The sequence below is a fragment of the uncultured Metabacillus sp. genome (assembly GCF_947503125.1).
In the GTDB taxonomy this organism is placed as follows: domain Bacteria; phylum Bacillota; class Bacilli; order Bacillales; family Bacillaceae; genus Metabacillus.
Genome location: NZ_CANNCR010000021.1, coordinates 1 through 23,322, shown reverse-complemented (window position 1 = coordinate 23,322; position 23,322 = coordinate 1). Strand labels below are relative to the sequence as shown.

Genomic DNA, 23,322 nt, shown 5'->3' with positions numbered 1-23,322 from the left:
CCTCCTTTTCATATATAGCTTAATTTCACCTATTCTGTTTCAAACCATTCAGGTTTTCATTATGTTCTCTATATCGCTGGTAACAAGGAGGCGATTCAAAAAAATAACTAAAGCAGAAAAAACCCCCAATATCTTTTTTCCTAAATATTTAATCAGGAGCCTGAGTATGAGGCAAACCTTCCTAAAACAAAAAGCCATCCTATTAACTTGCTTCAGGATATGAAAATTTACAACTATGTAATTTTTCATAATCTTTCGGAATGGAACATGGTAATATTAATGTGTAATTTTGAACTTTTTTGATAATTCCCCGGAATGACTTGAAAAAATCATCAATTGTTCCACAATTATTCATAAACTTCCAGAAAAAATACTTCCCCATTTTTAGTACATATTAAATTAAATGTAAATATGTAGGATCATTTCCTTCTTGTTAAACAATCTCGCCCGAATGTGGAAGACTTCCTTATTATTTAGCGAATTCCTTTTCAGGCAACCCCAATATGTCTGTATTTTTAGGTATATTACCAAGTAGACGTAGCATTGCGACAATTTGCCCTTTATGATGTGATTCATGAGTAATTGAATGGATTAGTAATTGATGTGGCGTTTTTCTTATAAGCCCACTGCCTGCTCTCCAAGAAGGCTCTTTTTCAATAAACTCATCAAATTTGTTTGTGAATTGTTCAAATACACTCTCTACATATACATCAGCTTGTTGAAAATAGCGTTGAATATCATCTATTTTCATATTATTAATTACTTCCTTCGTAAATAATGGGGATGATGTTTCTGAAAGTACAAAAGAACCTAACCAAGCATGATAGCAACCTGCCACATGAACTAAAGAATCTCTAATACTCTGAAAACCAAATTCAAACTCTTTAGTAAAATCATCTTCATCCAATTCTCTACACTGGTCTAATAAAATCTGACGTGTTTGTTTTACCCATTCATATTCTATCTTTTCCATAGCATCCTCCAACCCCTTAGATAAAAAGGGAAATTTTTCTTTTTACTATACACCAATTTACATTATCATTACACCTAATTAGTTTTTTATTGAGCTACCCTAAAGGTTATTAACACGCCTTCAAAAACCCTTTCTACTTTAGCAAAATATTCATCATCCGTTATACGACAATCTGGCCCTTTGTTGTATAGAAAAAAATCCTGCAATACAGGATTTTTGATCAAACTTTTTTATAAACGGTTAAACTTTGTTTAAAACGGTGCAACTTTATTTCAAAGCTGCAATTACACCGTCCGCAAATGGACGGTGTAAAAATAAAGCCGTTTAATTTTTGGTACAATTGCCGAATAAGAACTCATGGAAGTAACAATAAAGTCGTTTAAAAAAACAATCATTATGCCACAATCGCGCTTGATTGTTGAAGATCATTATTGAACTAAAGCCAGATAGTTTAAGTGTAATGCTTCACAAATTATCGTATGCTGTATACTCCACATTTATCGTCCAAATGATTGACTAAAAGATTGTCCAGATTGCACAATTTGACGTGCATTTTTTAGACGGAAAGACTCATATTCCAGAAGAGCCTCAGATGCTCCAGTTCCTTGTATCCCCTTTGCAACACATTCAGCTAAGGTAGAAGCATCTTGTAAGGAAGCATTAAATCCTGACGCAGTTAGTGGTGTAGGTAGATGTGCAGCATCTCCAACGATTGCTATACGTCCTTTCACTAGATTTTCAGGAACGTACTCAGCAATCGGTGTTCCGATAAGATTACGTGTTTGAATACTATGGAGGATTGCGTCCAACCAAGGTTGAGCCCATCTATCAGAAGCCTTTTCAGCTAGCTCAATCAATGTCTGTTCAGGGATGTCAGGTGCATGAAGCGAATATTGCACAACGTCTCCTTCAACACATCCAAGACGACGTAACAAATCATTTTGAGTGTTATCGTACCAGGCCCATCCCAGTCGTCGATCTCCTAGAGCTGTAGAACCGTCTGCTCCAGCAATAATGGAACCCAGTAAAAAGTCACCGATACCATCTGGCATAGTAAACTTCGGGGCATTGAGGCTAGGTCGGTGTTTTTCAGGTATGTCTTTCTCATCTACAATAGCTACCCATATCAAGTATCCCGCAAAAGTGACGTTCGGTTTATGCGGTGAAACATAACGTCACACAATACTACGGTGACCATCAGCACCAATCAAAATATCTCCGTGGAATGTTTCACCCTTATCCGTCACAACCCAAGCAGAGTTGTCATCCTGATTAACAATTTGAACACGGTTATCATAACATAAGTCAATTCTGGAATCAGCTTCGGCTTCTGTGCGTAATCGAAACTGTATAGATGACCAAGCCTCAGCCGACCTAATTCCACCAGAAGCAAGTTTTCTCAAGAATTTAGCTGTTTTTGTTCGATCAATTTCCCCACTGTCAACTTGAAGAACAGCACCACTACGTGGTTTCGCCCCAGCTCTCTCTAAAATAGTAACCTTCAGTCCAGCTCGTGAAAGAGCAATCCCTGTCATTAGTCCAGAAAGCGACGCACCAACTACAACCGCAGAGCAGTTAGCTTCTTTTATAAAAGTATCATTGATTGATTTGTTCCTGAAATTCTTTCTCATTGCGTTTTTCCCCCTTAATATTAATGTCTTCAAAAAGGAAAAACCGAATTTCCAAATTTGGAAATTCGGTTTTTCAGTAATAAATAACATTAAACATCAAATTTAACGTTACCAAGCCATCTTACAAATTCAGGATCTCTATGTGAAAAGAACACACTCTCTTTCGTATCTAAAGTAGCAATAGTCTCCATATCTTCTTGACTTAATTCAAAGTCAAAGATATTAAAGTTTTCAATGATTCTTTCTTTATGAACTGACTTTGGAATCACGACTACTTCTCTTTGTGTTAACCAGCGTAAAATCACTTGGGCAACAGATTTATTGTATTTTTCAGATATTGATGCTAATACTTCATTTTGGAACATGTTATTTTTTCCTTCGGCAAACGGACCCCAGGACATAATCTGAACATTGTTCTCTTTCATAAGGTTATGACTTTCTATTTGTTGGCAAAAAGGATGAGTTTCAACCTGGTTTACTGCTGGAACTACTTCATTATGATCAATCAAATCCACCAGACGGTCTGGATAGAAGTTGCTGACTCCAATCGCCCTAATCTTACCTTCACGATACAATTCCTCCATCGCACGCCAAGAACCATATACATCCCCAAATGGCTGATGGATTAAATACAAATCGATATAATCTACTTGTAATCGTTCCAGTGATTTTGCGAATCCTTTCTTGGCATTCTCATAACCTGCATCTTGTATCCAAAGTTTTGTCGTAATAAATATTTCTTCTCTTGGGACACCACTTCGCTTGATAGCTCTGCCTACTGCTACTTCATTCATATAAGCTGCTGCTGTGTCAATCAAGCGATAACCTGCCATAAGGGCATCATAAACTGCCTGTTCACATAGGTTTGGATCTTCAATTTGATATACACCAAAGCCAAGAATAGGCATCTCAACACCGTTGTTTAAAATTACTTTATGCATATATAATTCCTCCTGTATTTTAAATGTAATATTTTAAATTACTGATTTTATCCCATTTAGGCCTCTATGGTGATTTACAATTTCAGTAACTTGAACTATGATAATCCTATCACCTTCGAGCAACACGAAGGCAAGGGATTTTAAAAAGTTTTAATGAAAAATTTTTAGGAAGTGGTTAAAATGCGTACTGTGAAGGAAGTGTCCAAGCTACTTGATCTGACTGAACATACCGTTCGTTTCTATACGGATAAAGGATTAGTTCCAAGTGTACAGCGAGACAAAAACAATAATCGACTTTTTGATGAAGAATCAATCAGTTGGCTTATAGGTGTTAAATATCTAAAACAATGTGGTATGTCAGTGGAAGACATTAAATCCTATGTAGACCTGTGTTTGGAAGGACGTTCTACCATTCATGAACGCTATGATATCATTATGAAACAAAAAGCCATCGCTCTGACTCAGTTAGAGGAGGCAAAACAAAGAGCTAAATATATGGAAGAAAAAGCAAATCACTACCTTGATATTATCAATGGTGTAGTCCCAGATGATACGAATCCTAAAGAATGGGAGTCAATAAATTCTAATACCCCGCAAAAAAAAGAACAAGCTGATTTCCTTTTGATTCAATCCATTGTTCATATTGCTATAGTTGTAAGAGATTATGATGAGGCATTAGAGTTTTATACAAAAAAGCTAAATTTTTCTTTAGTTGAAGATACATACCAGCCCGAGCAAGATAAACGATGGGTAGTAGTATCTCCTCCAGGCTCGGCTGGCACTACAATTTTACTTGCAAGAGCATCGAAACCTGAACAAGAACCATTTATTGGTAACCAAACGGGTGGTAGGGTGTTTCTCTTTCTAAGTACCGATGACTTTTGGAGAGATTATAATGAAATGGTCTCAAGAGGAATAGAATTTGTTAGAGAACCCAAAAAGCAATCATATGGAATGGTTGCTGTATTTAAAGATTTATACGGTAATTTGTGGGACCTTCTGGAGTTTAATGAAGATCATCCAATTTCCAGACGAATTAAGTAGATCATTTAGTGCTACATTAGTCATCACTTATTTTCACTTGACCCTAACGGAATGAGATTATCTCGAGAACGTCTGGATCGCTAAAGTATTCGGAAGTGTATCGATCGATACATGCTGCAGCCGGTTCCTAATGATCTAAGAGTTGTTTATAATCTAACTGGAAAGGAAGAGAATGCTTAATGTATATTACACCACAAGAAGAATCACTGATTAAGGCTTTCCGTGAGACTGACTTCCCCCCTTTATATGTGCTCATACGAGTCAGAAATGATATTGCAAACGATATTGGAAATATCGAAGAGAGCCAAAGAGATGTTATTGTTAAAACATTAGAAAAATACATCGGCCCACTATGGGAAGACTATCATGATGGGAAATCCCGAAAAAGTCTTTAAAGATTATAAAAAGTACAATAGAAATTAATACTTGAATAGTCGTCGGATTTGAACTAATGGGTTGCTAGAGTTCAATAAGTATGAGCCACCTTCAGCAGCCTTTGATTTCAAAAAACATCTTAGAGGCTAATTTTTTATTCCATTCTATATAAAAATAGAGAAACGAATAAATCGTTTCTCTAAAAATTATTCAGTTAGACTTTTTCTTTTATATAATTTACCATTCTGTAGGATTATGAAAATTCATTCCGGAAAATGATGAACATATTCCACGGGATTTTGAAAATTTACAAACTAAACCGCTTCCGTCTCCCATTTCTTCTCATCCTGAACAAACAGAATCCCAAGCTCATGATGCTCATCCTCATAAAGTGCCCGTTGCACAAAGCGGATTTCTCCGTTAAGGGCGATGACTTCAAGCTTGCAATACGCGCCATTTTTTTGAAGAGATTGGTAAAATTCCTCAACAGTTTTTACACTATCGCCATTTACCTTCATTACCATTTCACCGACCTGAAGATTCATTTTTTCTGCCGGAGATTGTGGAAGGATTCCCAGGATCATTAAGCCTTTATCTCGTTTTGAAAAGAAAAATGCAGCGGAATCGTCATTGATCCGTTGACGAATGGTAATAAATTCACGCCCGGCGATGGCCATAATGAGTGCAAGAAAAGCAGCAACTGTAAACCAAATGCTGATAACCGAAACAACTAATGTTACAACTCCGAGCCAAATCACACGTTTTCCCGTAACTTGAATACTTTCCTGTGGAAGCGAACCTTGTACTCGCTGTTGAAAGCCGATGAAAAATGGAACAAACATTAATAGGAATGTTTCTCCATTTATCGTTAGGACAGGCCACCATGGCAATGATGAGGTAAGCTGGCCACCTGGTACAAGAAATAGCAACGGCAACATCCATGTGCGATTTGCTTCATGGGTACCTATTGGTAAACCCCTTGTACTTGTTTTTATAAATGGTGATGTATGTTTATGTGCCGTACGCTGAATTAAAATGCCTTCTGCAATGATCATAAGACCTGCTAATAGGCTTAGTGAAGCATAGTTTGTTTCCGCTATTCCTACAAAAAACGCTTCAAGCGTATCAACTTGTCCACTTGTGATGATCGCGACTGCAAAAAGGGTGATACCGATTGAAAATGCAGGGGAAAGCCACCGCATCCGACACGTTAACCCTAAAACAGCTGTCACAATCGTTAATAAAACTATGGTGCCAAAGGGCAAGATTAAGCCGATCCCAAACAGGACGAGTGATGCGATGCCCCCTGCAATCAAACCCTTTGTATAGGTGAATTTCATTTCATCATAGATGTCATGAACACGTATATGAAAAGACTTCCTTTCCCGTTTTATACGAATCGAACCGTATGCTAGTGTTAAGAGGAAGAACAAATAAAAGAGTGGATGAATAAAGAAGCGTCCAACAGCCCAAAGCAACTCAAGCAACCAATTATCAATCAAAACAGAACCCCACCTTACTGTTTCTACGCATATCTATAAGTTACTCATATTTTACCATCTCAATGAGGAATTGAGTATGCTTATTTTAAGTTGTTCCATAGACTCGTATTTGATAGAGAAAAATCACTTAATGAACTGTCTACTTCTATTTGTAAAAGCTCTTCGATCATTTGCATCGACTTCTTTATATCTGTTAAACTAAGCGACAACCGCTTATGATTATTAATTAAATAGGAAAAGTACTCTTGAACACATGCTTCATCGACCTGGTCAATTTCTTTTATGGATGTATAATTTGCCAGGTACATACAGAATAATCGAATCCATTTGCTAAAGCTTGCATAGGATTGAGCTTCTAGATGTTTTTCGCTCAATTCAGATAGTAAGCCTTGATAAACCTGTTCCTTTTGGTAACTGGACTTTTTCATGCTGTAACCCCCCGTTCTTCTCCTCTAATCTGTATATGTTTCTTCTATTTACTTAGGCCTCTCTACCTATCATCATTCCAGGCAGTACGTCATCTCATATCTCTTACCATTATACTAATTCGGAATTGTGTGGGATTTTACGTCCCTAACACAAAACAAAATAAGGAAAGTCACCCACCGCTTAATAACAGTGAGGGACTTTCCCATCATTTCATTTAGTAAACAATGCCTTTATGGCCGTTTTTAATTGAAGATCATTTTTTTCGTTTTCTTTGTATTCTTTGATTTTTTGATTGAGTGTATCTGCTGTTTGCAGATCGATTTTTCCGCTTATCGGCAGTTCATTTTCTTCTTGGAATTCCTTTATCGCGGCTGCTGTCTCCTTGCTATAATAGCCATCTTCTCGGCCAGGCTCAAAGCCAAGCCCCTTTAAGATAACTTGAGCAGTTTTCACCTGTTCGTTATTCATATCAGGCTCAAGGCTTTCCTTCACTTGAACCGGGCTTGCCTGAAAGACCTCTGGCTGCTCTACTTTTACGGTCGGCTCAACACCTTTTTTGTGGATCCAATTCCCATCTGGTGTTAACCATTTGTAAAGTGTTAATTTAATGTTGCTGCCATCACCCATTGGCACCGCCTGCTGAACAGTTCCTTTACCAAATGAGGTCACACCGACAATATCATAGCCGGAAGCCTCTTTTAAAGCGCCAGCAAGGATTTCCGAAGCAGATGCGCTGCCTTTATCGATTAGCACAGATACTGGATAGTTTTTTTTCTTCGATAAAGTGGAAAAATAACGCTTTTTATCACCGCTGCGCTCTTCAATTTGAATATATGGATGATCCTTTGTCACAAATTGCTTGAGGATCTCCTCAACACTTTGGAGATACCCCCCGGGATTTCCCCGGACATCTAAAACGAGACCATCCATTTCATCGTTTTCAAGCTTTACTAAAGTCTTTTCAAAGTCCTTTGCAGTGTTTTCAGAAAACGAGGTGATTTGAATATACCCGACCTTTTTCCCTTTATACTCCTTCATCGAGCCAAAAACCGTTTCAAGCGGAATTTCATCACGAACGACAGTAAAGGTGAGCTTTTCACGGGAATTCGGACGAACAACCTCGATCGCGACTTTTGTACCTTTTTTGCCGCGGATTTTTAACACAGTTTGATGCAGATCAAGACCTTCAACACTTTCACCATTTATGCTGACAATCTGATCATTCGGTTGAAGCCCTGCCTTTTCAGCAGGAGAGCCTTTAAATGGAGCAACAATGGTGACGTGATCGTTTTTCATCCCAACCTCTGCCCCGATTCCCTCAAAGGAAGAATCAAGGGACTGGGAGAATTGCTGTGCGGTTTCTTTGTCCATATACACAGAATATGGATCATCCAAGGTTGATAGCATCCCTTGAATCGCACCTTCTAACAGCTCTTTCTCATCAACCTCTTCGACATACTTGGTAGAAATCAGCTCGAGCGCCTGCTTAAATTTATCAAACCCCTCAATTTCGGAAGCATCATCCTCTACACGGAACATATCGCCCATTGTCGGGACGGCTTCAGCTTGTTGTTGAGGAGCATCATGACCAATTTCTATGTACTCCATCCCTACATACATTCCACCTGCGCCAACTACTAAGCCTAGTGCGACTAACAATGCGGTTAATTTCTGATTCATCATGTACCTCCTCTTTCCAGCGTAGCCAGGTTTATGCAAAAACAGATTCGACTTTTTTTAGTATATGCGGAGCTTGTACAAATCATGTAAAAAAGTAAAAGCGAAAGCGTCTGGGCTAGAACGGTACTAAGAAGATATATAAAAAACGTCAAAAAACCCCTAAAAACAAATGTTTCAGAGGTTTTTTAATGGGTATCGTTATGGTAAATAGTTTAAAGGATTCACTGCATTTGCTGAACCATTCCATCCACCTTTGTGAATTTCAAAATGCAAATGCGGACCTGTCGAACGGCCAGTAGTCCCCAAAGTTCCTATTTGCTGGCCTTTAGACACTGATTGACCTGAACCTACAAGACGAGAATTCATATGTGCATATACCGTGGTATAAACTTGTCCATCAATTTTATGAGAAATGTACACTACATTTCCATAGCTGCTTGAATAAGAAGAACGAATGACTGTTCCGCTTGCTGCCGCAACAATTGGAGTACCTGTACTATTGGCAATATCTATACCTGCATGCAGCTTTGTTTGTCCTGTAACAGGGTGGACACGAGTACCATATCCAGATGTAAAGGTACCTGATGCAGGCCACATGAAGCCTCCGCTTGTAACAGCTGGTGTTTCTGATGAAGCAGCGCTAGTAGAGCTTGATGAGTCTGAAGAGCTAGATGAGCTTGACGAACTTGATGAACTCGATGAACTTGCAGCCGCTTCAGCTTTTCTTTTTGCAGCCTCTGCTGCTTCTGCTGCCGCTCTTGCTGCTGCCTCCTTTTGTCGTTGTTCTTCTAGTTCAATCGCCTTTTTCTGTTCAGCCAAAAATGCTTGTTCATCTTCAAGCTCATGCATTTCGTGAACAGCTTCATTATGATTGCCCTCTACTTCCTTCAAGAGATCTTGCTTTTGTTTAACTTGGACATTCAACTGCTGCTTGAGCGTTTCTAATTCAGATAAAGAGTCCTCCAGCTTTTTAAGCTCGCTTTTTAGATCTGCCTCTGCTTGCTCTAGCAGTTTTTTATCTTCTTCATGGGCTCTCATAATCTCTTGGTCAGCCTCAACAATCGTTGTAACGGCACTTACGCGACTCACTAAGTCACCAAAATCCTGAGCACCTAGAAGCACATCTAAATAGCTGACCATTCCTCCGCTCTCCTGCAAGGAACGGGCACGTTCTTCTAGTAATTTCATTCTCTCTTCAATTCTAGCTTTTACTTCTTCAATCTTTGCCTTTAACTCTTCAATGTTTTTCTTTGTTTCTTCAATGCTGGCTTCCTTTTCGCTAATTTTTTCGTTCGTATCCGAAACCTTGAAGTCCAAATTTTTGATTTCTTCATCAAGCTTTGCTTTTTCCGCTTCTAAATTCGCAATTTCACCTTCTTTTTTCTCAATACTTGACGAAACGCTTGATTGCTTTTCTTGAATCTCCTGCTTCTTCTCCTCTAACGATTCAGCAGAGACAAGATTGTTATACGGAAGCAACAACCCGCTTGTCCCAATGACTGCGGCCAGGCTATACGATACTAATCTTCTTTTCATCATGTCTCCTCCCATACATTATGTAAGCATTTTTCTTTTTGATAAGGAGCCTGAGCCAGACTCTTGTTTATATGTAAAAAAAGCTAGCAAACTAGCAATCAAAAGATTGCTAGTTTACACTTTTAAGAATTTACGGACAGACATTAAGCTTCCCCATACACCGATTAATGCACCGATCAATAGAAGGATCGCTGATACTTGGAAAACAAATGGGTTGAATGGCAGGAACTCGACAAACGAGCCTTGAAGCTTTGGCAATGCCCATTTATATAGTGATTGGTAGACGGAGATAATGAGCGTAATCGGAATCACCGCTCCAAGAACTCCAAGGAATAATCCTTCAAGGAAGAACGGCCAGCGGATAAACCCATTTGTAGCTCCGACAAGCTTCATGATCTCAATTTCACGTCGACGAGCAAAAATCGTAATTTTAATCGTATTGGAAATTAAGAACATCGCTGTAAAGAGAAGTCCAATAATAAGAGCAATTCCAATGTTTCTTGAAATAGAGATGACATCAAATAGCTTCTCTACTTCTTCTTGTCCATATTTTACTTTTGATGCATTTTCAAGCTTGGCAATTTTATCTGCAACGACTTTTGTATCTTGCGGGTCCGCTGCTTTTACAATAAATACATCGTTTAATGGATTGTTCTGTTCAAAGAGCTCGAAGGATTCACCTTCTTCTCCTAAACTCTCTATTAAATTATCAAGCTCTTGTTCCTTAGACGAATAGGTGATCGAATCGACCTCTTCTATTTTTTGTATCTCGCTCTTAAGCTTTGCTTGTGCATCCTCATTTGCCGTTACATCGATCAGAACGCGGATTTCTACATCGTTTTCTAGATTATCCGCTACATTGTTCAAGTTCATCATGATAACTAAAAATGTACCAACTAAAATCAAAGTCACAGTTACTGCACTAATTGATGCAAACGTCATCCACGTATTTCTAGCTAAACTTTTTAAGCTTTCACGAAAATGACGAGCAAGAGTATTAATCATATAAACCGTACTCCCCTCTTGCTTCGTCACGTACAATCTTTCCATCCTCGACTGCGATGACACGCTTTTTCAACGTATTGACGATTTCCTTATTATGTGTTGCCATAACGATCGTTGTTCCGCGATTATTAATTTCCTCAAATAGGTTCATAATTTCCCAAGATGTATCAGGGTCAAGGTTACCTGTCGGCTCATCAGCAATCATAACCGCGGGATTGTTCACAATTGAACGTGCAATAGAAACACGCTGCTGCTCCCCGCCTGAAAGCTCATCAGGGAAGAAACGTGCTTTATGTTTGAGCTGAACTAAATCTAGTACGTCTAGTACTCTCTTTTTTATATTTTTTGGATTTTCACCAATAACTTCTAAGGCAAATGCCACATTTTCAAACACTGTTAGCTTTGACAGCAACTTGAAATCCTGGAATACAACGCCAATATTACGTCTTAACATAGGCACTTTCGATTCCTTTAAAGTAGATAAGTCAACACCATTTATAATGATTTTACCGCTTGAAGGTTTTTCCTCGCGGTACATCATTTTAATAAAGGTTGATTTACCGGCGCCACTAGGTCCAACGACATAGACAAACTCACCTTGCTCTATTTTAATATCAATCCCATTTATGGCTAATACACCATTTGGGTATGTTTTATATACTTCGGACATTTCAATCATAAAAACCCACCTAATAGTTGTGTTTTTTCGAAAAATTGTCAGTCGTTGTCGTAAATTGTCGACAGAACAGACAGAAAAATACCGTATCTTCTAAATTACAAAACTCATTATACCATCAAATTTCGGCAAAAGGTGACTAAATTTATATTACAATTTTATTTCAGTAATATTAAGTGGAGGAAAAGCCCTGTTTTAAAAAGGGTTTTAAGAAGGATCTTGGCATAATGTGACAAAATTGTATACATTTTTTGAAAGCGCTTTACTTATCTATGAAAATTTTAGAACTTTCTGACTAAATTTGCAAGATAAATTAAAGACAAATGTCATGCACTTAAAATAATAAACGAGGTTATCTCAGTACTTTTGAGACAGCCTCGTTTTCATTGCTGCTTAAATAAGTTTACGAAGTACAGCCGTTATTTTTTCTCTGCAAGCCATGTTGCAACGACATCAGCATCTGATTCATTTAAAATGCCCTTTGGCATGGTTCCTTGTCCATTAATAATGATATTTTTAATTTCTTCTTTATCGTACTTTGCCCCAACCTCTGTTAAATTAGGACCTGCTCCGCCTTCAAGGTTTTCACCATGGCAGCTGATGCAGTTTTGCTGGACGATTTGTTCTGCATCACCGGCAGCTGTTTCACCTTCCGCACCTTGATTTGTATTTGCAGCATCATCTTGCGGCTCCTCTGCACCGCCGCAGGCTCCGAGAATTACTGATGTTCCAAGTAATAGTGCAAGTAATTTTCCCTTCACGATGAACATCCTCCTTTTAATCGATTATGTAGGCCAAATTTCTAAAGTCAAGGATATTATAACCTAACTACGCCCGTTTGAAACCTTCTCCAAGAACTTCTGATGTGTCAGTTACCGTAACAAATGCTTGTGGATCAATGCCTCTAACTAGTTGTTTCAACTTTGTGAATTCTGTTTGATCGACCACACACATTAATACAGGTCGTTCATTGTTTGTAAAGCCTCCATGTGCGGTTAATCTTGTTACTCCGCGATCGATTTCTTGAAGAATTGCTTCTTGGATCTCCTGCTGTTTATTTGTAATGATCATTGTCATCTTCGACCGTCCCAAGCCAATTTGGACAATATCAATGGTTTTGCTTGTCACATACAAACCTATCAGTGCATAAAGGGCACGTTCCACATCAAATACAAACGCTGCTGCAAACACAATTAATCCGTCAATTAAGGCAACGCATGTCCCAAGGGAAAGTCCTGTAAACTTATGAATAATTTGCGCAGCCAGATCTGTTCCCCCTGTTGACGCCTTGCCTCTAAACACGATCCCTAATCCAAGCCCAATCGCAATTCCGCCAAATAATGAGCCCAGCAATGGATCCATTGTCGCCGGCTCCCAATTTCTCGTTAAGAACACAACAAACGGAACAAAAATCGTGCCAATTAGGGTTTTGATGCCAAATTGTTTGCCCAATAAAATCACTCCAGCGATAAACAATGGAATATTAAAAGACCACTGCACATAGGCGGGTTCAAAACCAAAGAGTACAGCAAAAATCGTGCTGATCCCACTCACCCCTCCTGAAGCAATCCGATTCGGCAGCAAAAATAAATTGAAACCGAGGGCAACGAATGATGAGCCGATCAAGATATATATGTATTCAATCAGATGTCCCTGTTTAAGATGGGAGAGATGATTTTTCCTTCTAACATTCATAAATATGTGTACCTCCATTTGTGCTATTTATATGATTTCTCAAGATGCCAAAAATGAGTATAGCATTCGTTATTTCATCTGTGAATAACAGCAAAATAACGTGGTAATGAGGTAAAGTAAATGTTTTTTTGTTTAGTGTTTGCTTGTTGGGAAGAATTATTGCAAGTGTCTTTTCACTTCTTACGTAATTCGAGACTTATGACCGTTATTTTGCAACTTTAAGTGATTTTCTAGCAACTTCTTTTAGATATTTATTTTGCAGCACAAAAAAACAACCCATCTCAGGTTGTTTTTTTGATTTTATGATAATTTTGAACGTAGGAAGGCGTCGATGAATGGGTCTAATTCGCCATCCATGACGGCATGAACGTTGCCGATTTCGGTGTTTGTGCGGTGGTCCTTTACCATTGAATATGGGTGGAACACGTAGGAACGGATTTGGCTTCCCCAGCCAATGTCCTTTTGTTCGCCTCGGATTTCGGCAAGCTCTGCTTCTTGTTCTTCAATTCGTTTTTGATATAGCTTTGCTTGAAGCATTTTCATCGCACGTTCACGGTTTTTAATTTGTGAGCGCTCTGTTTGACACGTTACCACGATATTCGTTGGGATGTGAGTAATCCGTACGGCCGAGTCGGTTGTGTTAATATGCTGGCCGCCAGCTCCGCTTGCACGGTACGTATCAATTTTTAAATCCTCTGTGCGGATCTCAATATCGATTTCTTCATTAAATTCCGGCATAACCTCACATGATACGAATGAAGTATGACGGCGGCCTGATGAGTCGAACGGTGAGATCCGGACGAGACGGTGAACACCTTTTTCTGCCTTTAAATAGCCGTAAGCATTATGCCCTTTGATCAAAAGGGTAACGCTCTTTATCCCTGCTTCGTCACCTGGCAAGTAATCAAGGGTCTCAACCTTGAAGCCTTTTTTCTCAGCCCAGCGTGTGTACATGCGAAGCAGCATGGAGCCCCAATCTTGAGATTCCGTACCGCCGGCACCTGGATGCAGCTCTAAAATCGCATTATTTTTATCATATGGCTCACTTAGTAAAAGCTGAAGCTCAAAGTCATTTAACTGATCGACCAGGTCCTTTAATTCAGAAACAAGCTCTGCTTGCAGGTCCTCATCTTGCTCTTCTTTTACCAGGTCATAGGTTAATTGCAGGTTTTCATAGGTTTCATTTAAGTTATGGAACTGATCTACCATCTCTTTTAACGCATTTGTTTCATTAATCACAGCTTGTGCGGCATTTTGGTTGTCCCAGAAATCCGGGGCAGTCATTTGTCCTTCAAGCTGCTGAATGCGTGCTTCCTTAATATCGAGGTCAAAGAGACCCCCTAAAGTCCGCTAAACGTTTAGCTGTTTTTTCTAACTCTTGTCGAATTTCTACTAATTCCATTTCCGTCACCTCAGGATTAAATTGTATAATTTATTTCGCATCAACATAACCTCTCACTTTGAGATAACTCTCGTGCTGAAGTCAGAGGTCAGATGCCAGAATCGGTGCGACCGATGAGCACCGACTACTTTTTATTCTTATATTTCGCAAACAAGAGAGAGGCGGTGGTCACCTCTCTCATTTTTTCATCTCTATTTGCTTTTATTGGCCGCAGCAGTTTTTGTATTTTTTGCCGCTGCCGCAGATGCATGGCTCATTTCGGCCAATTTCAACGACCTTGCGAGCCGGCTTTTTCTTTGGCTTTTCATCGCCTTCTTTTGGATGGACGGCTGTCTGGCCTTTTGCCACTTCTTGACGCTCAAGGTTATTGCGGATTTGCGCCTTCATGATGTATTTCGCCACATCTTCCTCAATTGCGGCAATCATGTTTTCAAACATCGCAAATCCTTCCATTTGGTATTCACGCAACGGATCAGTCTGCCCGTAAGCACGTAAATGAATCCCTTGGCGAAGCTGATCCATCGCATCGATGTGATCCATCCATTTTGAATCAACCGCGCGAAGAAGAATAACCTTTTCAAACTCACGCATTTGCTCAGGACCAAAATCCTCTTCTTTTTGATCGTAATAGTCTTTTGCCTTTTTGGTGATCATCTCAATGATTTCTTCAGGGTCCTGGCCGCGAAGGTCATTTAACTCAAGGTCGCCCTCTTGAAGAATATTAGCATTCATATAATCAACAATGCCATCTAAGTTCCAGTTTTCCTCATCCTCATCCTGCGGCATATAGGAAGCTACGGTACGCTCAATTGTTGACACAAGCATTTTTTCGACAATATCACGCAGGTTTTCAGAGTCAAGAACCTCAAAGCGCTGCTTATAAATAACCTCACGCTGCTGACGCAAGACATCGTCATATTGGAGAAGCTGCTTACGGGCATCAAAGTTGTTTCCTTCAACACGTTTTTGCGCAGATTCAACCGCACGTGAAACGATTTTGCTTTGAATTGGCTGAGTATCATCCATGCCAAGACGGTCCATCATATTCATCATATTTTCTGAACCGAAGCGGCGCATCAGCTCATCTTCCATTGAAAGGTAGAATTGCGTCACACCAGGATCTCCTTGACGTCCAGAACGTCCGCGGAGCTGGTTGTCAATCCGGCGTGATTCATGGCGCTCTGTCCCGATAACGGCAAGACCGCCTTTTTCACGAACACCGTCGCCAAGCTTAATATCAGTACCACGGCCTGCCATATTGGTAGCAATAGTTACAGCACCAAGCTGACCGGCATTTTCGATGATCTCCGCTTCTTTTTCATGGTTTTTCGCATTCAATACATGATGCGGTACACCCTTTTTCTTCAGAAGCTGGGAAATTAATTCAGAGGTTTCAACAGCAACCGTACCAACTAATACAGGCTGACCAAGGTCATGTCGCTGCTTAACATCCTCAACAACCGCACGGAATTTCCCTTCCATTGTACGGTAAACTAAATCAGGTCGGTCATCACGGGTAACCGGCTTGTTCGTCGGGATTGCAACAACCTGCATATTATAAATATTGCGGAACTCTTCTTCCTCTGTTTTCGCTGTACCGGTCATACCGGCAAGCTTTTTATACATCCGGAAGTAGTTTTGGAATGTAATTGTTGCAAGTGTCATGCTTTCGTTTTGAATTTCAAGACCCTCTTTTGCTTCAATCGCTTGGTGGAGACCATCACTGTAGCGGCGGCCCTTCATGAGACGACCCGTAAAGGAATCAACGATGACAACCTGCTCTTCTTCCACAACATAATCCACGTCGCGCTGCATAACGAAGTGGGCTTTTAATGCTTGGTTGATATGGTGATTTAATGCTACATGAGAAATATCAAATAGATTATCAATGCCAAACGCCTTTTCAGCCTTTGTAATTCCGTCCTCTGTCAGCTGAACGGCCTTTGTTTTTACATCGTACGTATAGTCCTCTTCTTGCTTAAGTTGACGGACAAATCCATTTGCTTGAAGATAAAGCTTAGTGGATTTTGCAGCTTGTCCCGAAATGATAAGCGGTGTTCTCGCTTCATCGACTAAGATCGAGTCAACCTCATCAATGATGGCGAAGTTGAGCGGACGCTGTACCATTTGCTCACGGTAAAGCACCATATTGTCACGAAGATAATCGAAGCCAAGCTCATTATTTGTTGAGTAGGTAACATCTGCTGCATAGGCTTCACGCTTTTCATCCTTGTTTAAGGAATTTAAGTTAAGACCAACAGTAATGCCAAGGAATTCAAAAATTTGTCCCATTTCACGTGCATCACGGCCTGCTAAGTATTCATTGACAGTTACAACATGCACACCTTCGCCAGAAAGCGCGTTTAAATAAACAGGCATTGTAGAAGTTAAGGTTTTCCCTTCCCCTGTTTTCATCTCCGATATATTTCCTTCATGAAGGGAAATTCCCCCCATAAGCTGAACCTTGTAAGGATATAAGCCTAGCACACGCTTCGCTGCTTCACGCACAACAGCAAAAGCCTCTATTAATAGATCATCAAGCGTTTCGCCTTTCGCTAAACGACCTTTAAATTCTTCTGTTTTTGCTTTAAGCTCTTCATCTGATAAGCTGCTCATCTTACCGCTTAAGGCATCAATCTGATCAGCCATCTTTTCATAACGATTTAACACTCGTTTGTTAAAATCAAACACCTTATTTAAAATTCCAAGCATTCATAACGCTCCTCTGTGTGTAGAGTGAATAATTCATTTCCTACGTTAATTAAAATAAACTCTTCTTTATTTTAGCACTATTTATGGGGAGGTACAACAATGGCAAGTGTCTAAGGAGGAGGACATCTATAGATGGGGACAGTCCCCAATTTTTTGAGGCTGTCCGTCATTTACCGAACCTTCTTATTTTCAGCTATTAAACCTGTCGGAGACTTTCACCCAAAAACGACTCAACTTCTTCTAAAGTTGGCAAGCCTGATTGTGCGCCGAGCTTTGTTACGGAAAGTGCTGCGGCGGCATTGGCAAATTGGCAGGCTGCTTTTAGAGTTGCACCTTTGCTGATGGAAACGGCTAATGCTCCGTTGAAGCAGTCGCCGGCGCCAGTTGAGTCAATTGCATTTACTTGAAAGCCCGGGATTAGTTCTTTACCATCCTGATAAAGCTGGACGCCTTTTGCACCCTTTGTGACGATGCATTTTTGCTTGAGTTCCCTTATCTCTTCTTTCGTTAAATCATTGGCTGATAAAAGCTGCTCTTCTTCATGCTCATTAGGGGTTATGTAGTCAGCTTGTAGCACAAGGCTTTTCGGCAGTTGTTGAATCGGTGCTGGGTTTAAGATCACGGACACATGATGTTTTTTCGCGATTGTTATAGCCTCGATAACTGATGTCAAAGGAATTTCAAGCTGGAGGATGATGATATCACTTTTGGCAATTAGACTTTCAGACTGGCGAACGAATTCAGATGTTACGTGAGAATTAGCACCGGGAACGACGATTATGCTGTTATCCCCTTCTGATAATGTGATCGCGGCAATGCCTGTTGAGGTGGCAGGGATAGTTTGGATATGCTCGCTATTGATTCCTTCGGCAGAAAGATGCTGCTTTAATTCTTGGCCAAAGGCGTCCTCTCCTACATATCCAAGCATCGTAACCTCAGCACCCAGTCTTGCTGCGGCGACTGCCTGGTTCGCACCTTTCCCGCCTGGTATGGTGAAAAAGGAGTCGCCTATAACGGTCTCCCCGATCTTTGGAATCTTATTTGTTTTCGTTACCAAATCCATATTGATGCTTCCGATAACGGTAATTTTTGGTTTGTTCATCTTTTCTCCTTTCTAAACGAAGAACAGCGCCCGTTAGGCGCTGTCGCTTTTTATACGTAAGGCTCAATTAAGCCGTATTTCCCGTCTTTTCGTTTATAAACTACATTTGTTTTATTTGTTTTTGAGTCTGTATAGACGAAGAAGTTATGTCCAAGCATGTCCATTTGCAGAATCGCTTCCTCACTGTCCATCGGCTTTAAGTTAAATCGCTTTGTCCGGACAACCTCTTGTGGCTCTTCCAAGTCTAAGACAGCTGCACTTTCTTCCTCTGATTGATTATTGCTAAACACAAACTTTGGAGCACCTTGCTCGCGCAGCTTGCGGTTGACCTTTGTTTTATGCTTACGAATTTGACGTTCTAATTTATTGACAACAAGATCGATGGCTGCGTACATATCCTCATGGTGCTCCTCTGCACGTAGCACAAGATCTGTCATAGGGATCGTTACCTCTATTTTAGACTCTTGATCATTATAAAATTTAAGATTGACATTCACATTTGCCTCAACTGACTCTTCAAAGTATTTCTCAAGCTTACCAATTTTCTTTTCTGCATACTCTCGTAATGCTGGAGTTATTTCAATGTTTTCCCCTCTGACGTTATATCTCATGATTGAACTCCTCCTTTATGATAAAGCTATGTATACTTAATTCTATATTCCCTTGCTCGTCTCCTGCTTAAACGTAAAATTTTCATATTTTTTTTGTGAAAATTGTTGAGATTTGTTTAATTTTTGTAAATACAGGATTAAGTGTAATAATATATGCGCCTACATGAATGGATATGAAAAAACTCGCCACGGTAATGACGAGTTTTTTAATGAACAATATATGGCTGCAGCTTGGCTTGGACCATTTCCTTCCAGGCTAAAAATGCAGGAAATAATTGATTTTTTACAAAATCATGGTGCTGTTCAATCGTTGTAAAGATGGCAGCCTCCCGATCTAATGTTAAAATCACCTGATCGAACTTCTGCATTTCCTCAATCATCCCGGTTTCTTCCTCTAAAAAAGCATATAATGTCAGGTGTGATAAGTCGATATGATAAAAGGCCGATAGGATATCTTTAAATAGACTATCACCCTCTGTTAACTCTAAATTCGTAAAGCTTTCAATGACATAATCAAAGCCTTCTTCAATGGTATTCAATAGAGTGTAATAGTAGTGAAGCATTTCATATTGATCATTTGTTAAGGATACCATGGGTTTTCACCTATTTTCGCTTATCATAGAACATGCCGTCAGATGTGGAGACATGCTGATATGGATTAACATATTGCTGCTTCGATGACTTTGCCCTTTTTAATTGCACCATGTCGAGCTGAATTTGCTGTTTAAGATCGGTAAATTTGGTGTTGATCACTTTATTCCACGCTACGATTTGCTCGAAAGCTCGCTTATCGTTTTCTGTAAAAGGAGGTTGAACCTCTTTTAAAAGCTCTTCACGGTGATCAAGCATGGATGTGATCCGTTGAATCACGTCATCTCTTGTATCTTTTATGACCGGATGAGACATGAGTTCAAATAACTGTTTGGTTATGCCGTATACCTTTTCTATAGAGCTCACTACGCTTGTCCACCTTGAGCATGCTGCTGCGCACGCGCCAATTGAATAACCTGCTTCCACGTATCACGGAACTCAACAACAAGCCCCTCAACCTCTTGCAGGATGGACAGATCATTCTTTACATTCGCTTCGGTTAAACGGTAATTGATGTAATCATACATCAATTGCATATTTTTCGAGATTTCAAGATCCATATTTAACGTGACCATCAGTTCTGTAATAATTTTTTGCGCCTTTTGGATATTTGTGTTTTTCACTTCAATTTGTTTATGTTCCATCGCTTGACCCGCAAGCTTAATAAATTTTAGACAGCCATTGTACAGCATGAGTGTTACCTCACCTGGAGAAGCGGTTGTGACGGCATTTTGCTGGTAGGCTGCGTATGGGTTATTCATGGCCATAGTTGACACTCCTTTTTCCTACATTGAGAATTGCTGCATCAGATATGACATTTGCGAGTTTGATTGCTGTATCGCCTTTTCCATTGCAGTGAATTGACGCCAGTAACGGTCTTCGATTTGGATGAGACGGTCTTCGAAACGGTCGATTTGGTCTTCGATCGAGTTAAGAGTTCGTCCGATGGTAAACTGGTTGTTCACTTTTAACGAATTACCCGCTTTTTCTTCAATGTTTTTGATCGTTCCATCAATTGTTTCACGGAGTCGTTTAGCAATTCCGGTCGTCTCTTCTGTCCCTCCAGCCGCATTGAATAATTGATAAATGGCAGAAGGGTTTTCCTGAATCTTCTCCCGCAATTTGGCTTCATCGATGATTAATTTCCCTTTTTCTAAATAGTTAGAGGACGTACTGATTCCGATTTCGGCTAACTGTGTGAATCCTTCGATATTGGTTGAATTGGTAACTGGTGTATAAAAGTCCATTCGCATTTGATTTAACCCGCTGGAAAGGATGGAATCATTTTTCAACAAACCACTTTTGGCTTTTTCTTCCCAAAGCTCAATGGTTTTCTCATCCATTGCCTCCCTTTGTTCATCGGTAAGGGGATGATAATCGCGATAGCGTTCTTCCGATAGCTCATTGTTTATTTTTTCAATGACTTCATTGTATTTATTAACAAATTGGACAATGGAATCAAAAATACTATCGACATCAGTGGATGATGAGACGGATACAGGGCTTGAAGTCGTTACACCATCCACTGTTTGTGTTGTGACTCCTTTAGCAGTGTATTCAATGCCATTGATGGTAAAGGTATTTAAGCTTTTTTGCATTTCGTAGCCGTTTACTTTGATCGTAGCGTCTTGTCCATTTTGGTCGGTTATTAACAAATTGCCTGAGGTTCCTCCCCAAGAAAAACCAAGACTGCTCATAAAGTCTTTCGTCGCGGTCGCAAAAGCTGCATCACGTTCATCTACTGCAATTTCTACTCCAGCCCCTGTTTTATTATTCGTAAAAACAATGGTATCTTGGTAGACTGCAGGGTCTGTATTCGGTACTTTGATGTTTTCCTTCATCGCGGTTACGCCAAGACCCGAAGCATTAATTTTATTGATCACATTATCTAATGTATCGGTTGCTGAAAGTTTGACCGAGGTATAACGATATTCATTCGCACCAGGATCTTTTACCTTAAACTTTAATTCAATGTCCTGTGCGGTGTAGTTAATATCGCCTGATGTTTTCCATGTAGAAGAACTGGCCAAACTTAAGACGTCAATCGTGGCAGAAACATTGGTTTGCGCATTAACTGCTTTTGCCGTTACCTTTGATTCATCAGAGCTTGTAACAGACTTCTTTAAAAAAGTCGCTTCCCTGCCAACACTGTTTTGATTAATGAACAGCATGTCATCCAGCTCTTTTAACAGCTTATTCATGTCTCTGTAATCATCTCGCTGCCATTCTAAAATCTGTTTTCTTTGGGTGAGCTTATCCAATGGCATACGCTCCGCTTTCATTAAATCACTCACAATGGTGTCAATGTCCATGCCACTGGCTAAACCGCCGATTCGAATTGCCATGTCCGCAAGCACCTCCTATATTTTTTTATCTACGATTAATCCGATAAAGCGAGACTTCCATCAGGGGGGTTTCTCCATCTCCCACTGATGGTTAGCGAGACTTATCAGATCTTTACGGGCAGTTAGCCTCCACTTATCTTCTTTGAGCTTCTCTTGAATCTTGACGTGGGGGCTTTACTGCCCGTTAAGATTGTGATAAACTCTGTCACCGCTGCATAGACATCAAGAAGCTTCTTTGATGGAATTTCGCGGACAACTTCCTGCGTTTGGTCGTCTACAATTGTGACATAGTATTCGTTTAGCTTTTCATGTAATTTGAATTGAATATGTGTCCTTGAGGAATCGATAAAGTCGTTTAAGCTTTTAACTACCTTTTCAAGTTCTTCTTTAGACGGCTGATTTGCTGCTTGTTGATTTTCAATTAAACGTTTGTTTAAGGTCTCCATGGAGCCGATTTTATGGTTTTTGTCTTTACGATGAAGTGTAGGCTGTGAAGAAAGGTTTTCAACAGTCATGGGTAACACTCCTATTGGGTAGTTGTCTACTTTTTTTATCGGTTTTTGTTTGGGAATGTTTAGGGGTTGAGTGAACTATTTTTATAGTGAATAAGGTAAAGTTAGAGGTGTCTATATGTAAAGTAATAGGAGCTTTAGGAAAATTGAAATTGTAGATGATGTACAGTGACATAAGAATATTTCTAGTGTATAACGCGGTGTTGGCGAATGGGTTGCTTGATTGTAGAAGTTATTTTTACTTGATCATGAAATCGGTTCTCTCCCCGCACCCTCTCCTCACAACTTCCGAATCTCTTCTTCTGATAGCTCCGTCAACCTCGCTATCATTTCAATTGGGAACCCCTCTTTAAGCATGTTTTTTGCGATTTTTCTCAGGCCATTTTTTAGTCCTTCTTTTAATCCTTCTTCTCTTTCTAATTTGATCAATTCACCGAAAGTTGGCGGCAAGTTTTTTCGGTCTAAATACATCATTTCTATCTCCTCCCTCAATAAAGTTTAATTTTCTCGCTAATACTCGTGTATTCTCCAAATTTCACTAACACCAAATAGTAATCTCA

Annotated in this window: 24 protein-coding genes and 1 pseudogene; 3 read left to right on the top strand and 22 right to left on the bottom strand. The window is 39.8% G+C overall.

The genetic code is table 11. The features are described 5' to 3' along the window. Positions 1 to 469 precede the first annotated feature (469 nt). From Q1B07_RS14685 to Q1B07_RS14670, 4 genes are all read right to left on the bottom strand, one after another. The gene (locus tag Q1B07_RS14685; protein WP_299093557.1) at positions 470 to 973 is read right to left on the bottom strand and encodes a DinB family protein; all 504 of its coding nucleotides are present in this window, start codon (positions 971 to 973) and stop codon (positions 470 to 472) included. Positions 974 to 1,470: 497 nt separating this feature from the next. Next, positions 1,471 to 2,103: an FAD-dependent monooxygenase gene (locus Q1B07_RS14680; RefSeq protein WP_299093555.1), complete on the bottom strand. Its 633-nt coding sequence runs from the start codon at positions 2,101 to 2,103 to the stop codon at positions 1,471 to 1,473. 45 nt (positions 2,104 to 2,148) lie between these two features. Further along, positions 2,149 to 2,604 carry an FAD-dependent monooxygenase gene (locus Q1B07_RS14675; protein WP_299093553.1) on the bottom strand — a complete coding sequence of 152 codons (456 nt, stop codon included), beginning with the start codon at positions 2,602 to 2,604 and terminating at the stop codon, positions 2,149 to 2,151. An 89-nt stretch (positions 2,605 to 2,693) separates the two neighbouring features. After that, a complete protein-coding gene (locus Q1B07_RS14670; RefSeq protein WP_299093551.1) occupies positions 2,694 to 3,545 on the bottom strand; it encodes an aldo/keto reductase in 852 nt (283 codons plus the stop codon). 180 nt (positions 3,546 to 3,725) lie between these two features. Between Q1B07_RS14670 and Q1B07_RS14665 the strand changes: the two are divergent. From Q1B07_RS14665 to Q1B07_RS14655, 3 genes and pseudogenes are all read left to right on the top strand, one after another. Further along, positions 3,726 to 4,106 (top strand): annotated as a pseudogene (locus Q1B07_RS14665) (MerR family transcriptional regulator); the annotation flags it as partial. A 60-nt stretch (positions 4,107 to 4,166) separates the two neighbouring features. Further along, positions 4,167 to 4,589 (top strand): VOC family protein, encoded by a 423-nt coding sequence (locus Q1B07_RS14660; protein WP_299093568.1) that lies wholly within the window; start codon positions 4,167 to 4,169, stop codon positions 4,587 to 4,589. A gap of 179 nt (positions 4,590 to 4,768) precedes the next feature. Next, entirely contained in the window at positions 4,769 to 4,984 is a 216-nt protein-coding gene (locus Q1B07_RS14655) for a hypothetical protein (protein WP_299093550.1), read from the top strand. Between the two features lie 294 nt (positions 4,985 to 5,278). Here Q1B07_RS14655 and Q1B07_RS14650 read toward each other — a convergent pair whose 3' ends face one another. From Q1B07_RS14650 to Q1B07_RS14565, 18 genes are all read right to left on the bottom strand, one after another. Continuing rightward, positions 5,279 to 6,466 carry a PDZ domain-containing protein gene (locus tag Q1B07_RS14650; protein WP_299093549.1) on the bottom strand — a complete coding sequence of 396 codons (1,188 nt, stop codon included), beginning with the start codon at positions 6,464 to 6,466 and terminating at the stop codon, positions 5,279 to 5,281. Between the two features lie 80 nt (positions 6,467 to 6,546). Further along, the gene (locus Q1B07_RS14645; RefSeq protein ID WP_299093548.1) at positions 6,547 to 6,894 is read right to left on the bottom strand and encodes a swarming motility protein SwrAA; all 348 of its coding nucleotides are present in this window, start codon (positions 6,892 to 6,894) and stop codon (positions 6,547 to 6,549) included. Positions 6,895 to 7,105: 211 nt separating this feature from the next. Beyond that, positions 7,106 to 8,575 (bottom strand): S41 family peptidase, encoded by a 1,470-nt coding sequence (locus tag Q1B07_RS14640; protein ID WP_299093546.1) that lies wholly within the window; start codon positions 8,573 to 8,575, stop codon positions 7,106 to 7,108. A 198-nt stretch (positions 8,576 to 8,773) separates the two neighbouring features. After that, positions 8,774 to 10,114: a peptidoglycan DD-metalloendopeptidase family protein gene (locus Q1B07_RS14635; RefSeq protein ID WP_366945199.1), complete on the bottom strand. Its 1,341-nt coding sequence runs from the start codon at positions 10,112 to 10,114 to the stop codon at positions 8,774 to 8,776. A 111-nt stretch (positions 10,115 to 10,225) separates the two neighbouring features. Beyond that, the gene (gene ftsX / locus Q1B07_RS14630) at positions 10,226 to 11,116 is read right to left on the bottom strand and encodes a permease-like cell division protein FtsX (RefSeq protein ID WP_299093567.1); all 891 of its coding nucleotides are present in this window, start codon (positions 11,114 to 11,116) and stop codon (positions 10,226 to 10,228) included. Beyond that, entirely contained in the window at positions 11,109 to 11,795 is a 687-nt protein-coding gene (gene ftsE, locus Q1B07_RS14625; RefSeq protein WP_299093542.1) for a cell division ATP-binding protein FtsE, read from the bottom strand. Before ftsE ends, ftsX begins: the two co-directional genes overlap by 8 nt. Positions 11,796 to 12,211: 416 nt before the next feature. Further along, positions 12,212 to 12,553 (bottom strand): cytochrome c551, encoded by a 342-nt coding sequence (gene cccB / locus Q1B07_RS14620; RefSeq protein WP_299093540.1) that lies wholly within the window; start codon positions 12,551 to 12,553, stop codon positions 12,212 to 12,214. A 67-nt stretch (positions 12,554 to 12,620) separates the two neighbouring features. After that, positions 12,621 to 13,487 (bottom strand): YitT family protein, encoded by an 867-nt coding sequence (locus Q1B07_RS14615; protein WP_299093538.1) that lies wholly within the window; start codon positions 13,485 to 13,487, stop codon positions 12,621 to 12,623. A 300-nt stretch (positions 13,488 to 13,787) separates the two neighbouring features. Then, positions 13,788 to 14,889, bottom strand: a protein-coding gene (gene prfB / locus Q1B07_RS14610; RefSeq protein WP_299093536.1) for a peptide chain release factor 2 whose coding sequence is annotated in 2 segments (ribosomal slippage) — positions 13,788 to 14,816 and positions 14,818 to 14,889 — 1,101 coding nt in all. Because the reading frame shifts where the segments join, the coding sequence is not laid out codon by codon here. Positions 14,890 to 15,090: 201 nt separating this feature from the next. Next, positions 15,091 to 17,601, bottom strand: coding sequence for a preprotein translocase subunit SecA (gene secA / locus Q1B07_RS14605; protein ID WP_299093535.1), 2,511 nt, complete (start codon positions 17,599 to 17,601; stop codon positions 15,091 to 15,093). A 196-nt stretch (positions 17,602 to 17,797) separates the two neighbouring features. Then, positions 17,798 to 18,703 (bottom strand): ribokinase, encoded by a 906-nt coding sequence (rbsK, locus tag Q1B07_RS14600; protein ID WP_299093534.1) that lies wholly within the window; start codon positions 18,701 to 18,703, stop codon positions 17,798 to 17,800. Between the two features lie 50 nt (positions 18,704 to 18,753). Further along, complete coding sequence (gene raiA, locus Q1B07_RS14595; protein WP_299093532.1) at positions 18,754 to 19,314, bottom strand: ribosome-associated translation inhibitor RaiA; 561 nt, start codon at positions 19,312 to 19,314, stop codon at positions 18,754 to 18,756. Between the two features lie 206 nt (positions 19,315 to 19,520). Beyond that, positions 19,521 to 19,907, bottom strand: a complete 387-nt coding sequence (locus tag Q1B07_RS14590) for a hypothetical protein (RefSeq protein ID WP_299093530.1) — start codon at positions 19,905 to 19,907, stop codon at positions 19,521 to 19,523. Positions 19,908 to 19,917: 10 nt separating this feature from the next. Next, positions 19,918 to 20,271, bottom strand: a complete 354-nt coding sequence (locus Q1B07_RS14585) for a flagellar protein FliT (protein ID WP_299093528.1) — start codon at positions 20,269 to 20,271, stop codon at positions 19,918 to 19,920. Further along, entirely contained in the window at positions 20,271 to 20,672 is a 402-nt protein-coding gene (gene fliS, locus Q1B07_RS14580; protein WP_299093526.1) for a flagellar export chaperone FliS, read from the bottom strand. The genes Q1B07_RS14585 and fliS overlap by 1 nt, the downstream gene beginning before the upstream one ends. 18 nt (positions 20,673 to 20,690) lie before the next feature. Beyond that, positions 20,691 to 22,250: a flagellar hook-associated protein 2 gene (locus Q1B07_RS14575; RefSeq protein WP_299093524.1), complete on the bottom strand. Its 1,560-nt coding sequence runs from the start codon at positions 22,248 to 22,250 to the stop codon at positions 20,691 to 20,693. Between the two features lie 122 nt (positions 22,251 to 22,372). Continuing rightward, the gene (gene flaG, locus Q1B07_RS14570) at positions 22,373 to 22,765 is read right to left on the bottom strand and encodes a flagellar protein FlaG (RefSeq protein WP_299093523.1); all 393 of its coding nucleotides are present in this window, start codon (positions 22,763 to 22,765) and stop codon (positions 22,373 to 22,375) included. A gap of 276 nt (positions 22,766 to 23,041) precedes the next feature. Next, positions 23,042 to 23,236, bottom strand: coding sequence for a hypothetical protein (locus tag Q1B07_RS14565; protein WP_299093521.1), 195 nt, complete (start codon positions 23,234 to 23,236; stop codon positions 23,042 to 23,044). Between the last annotated feature and the right edge of the window lie 86 nt (positions 23,237 to 23,322).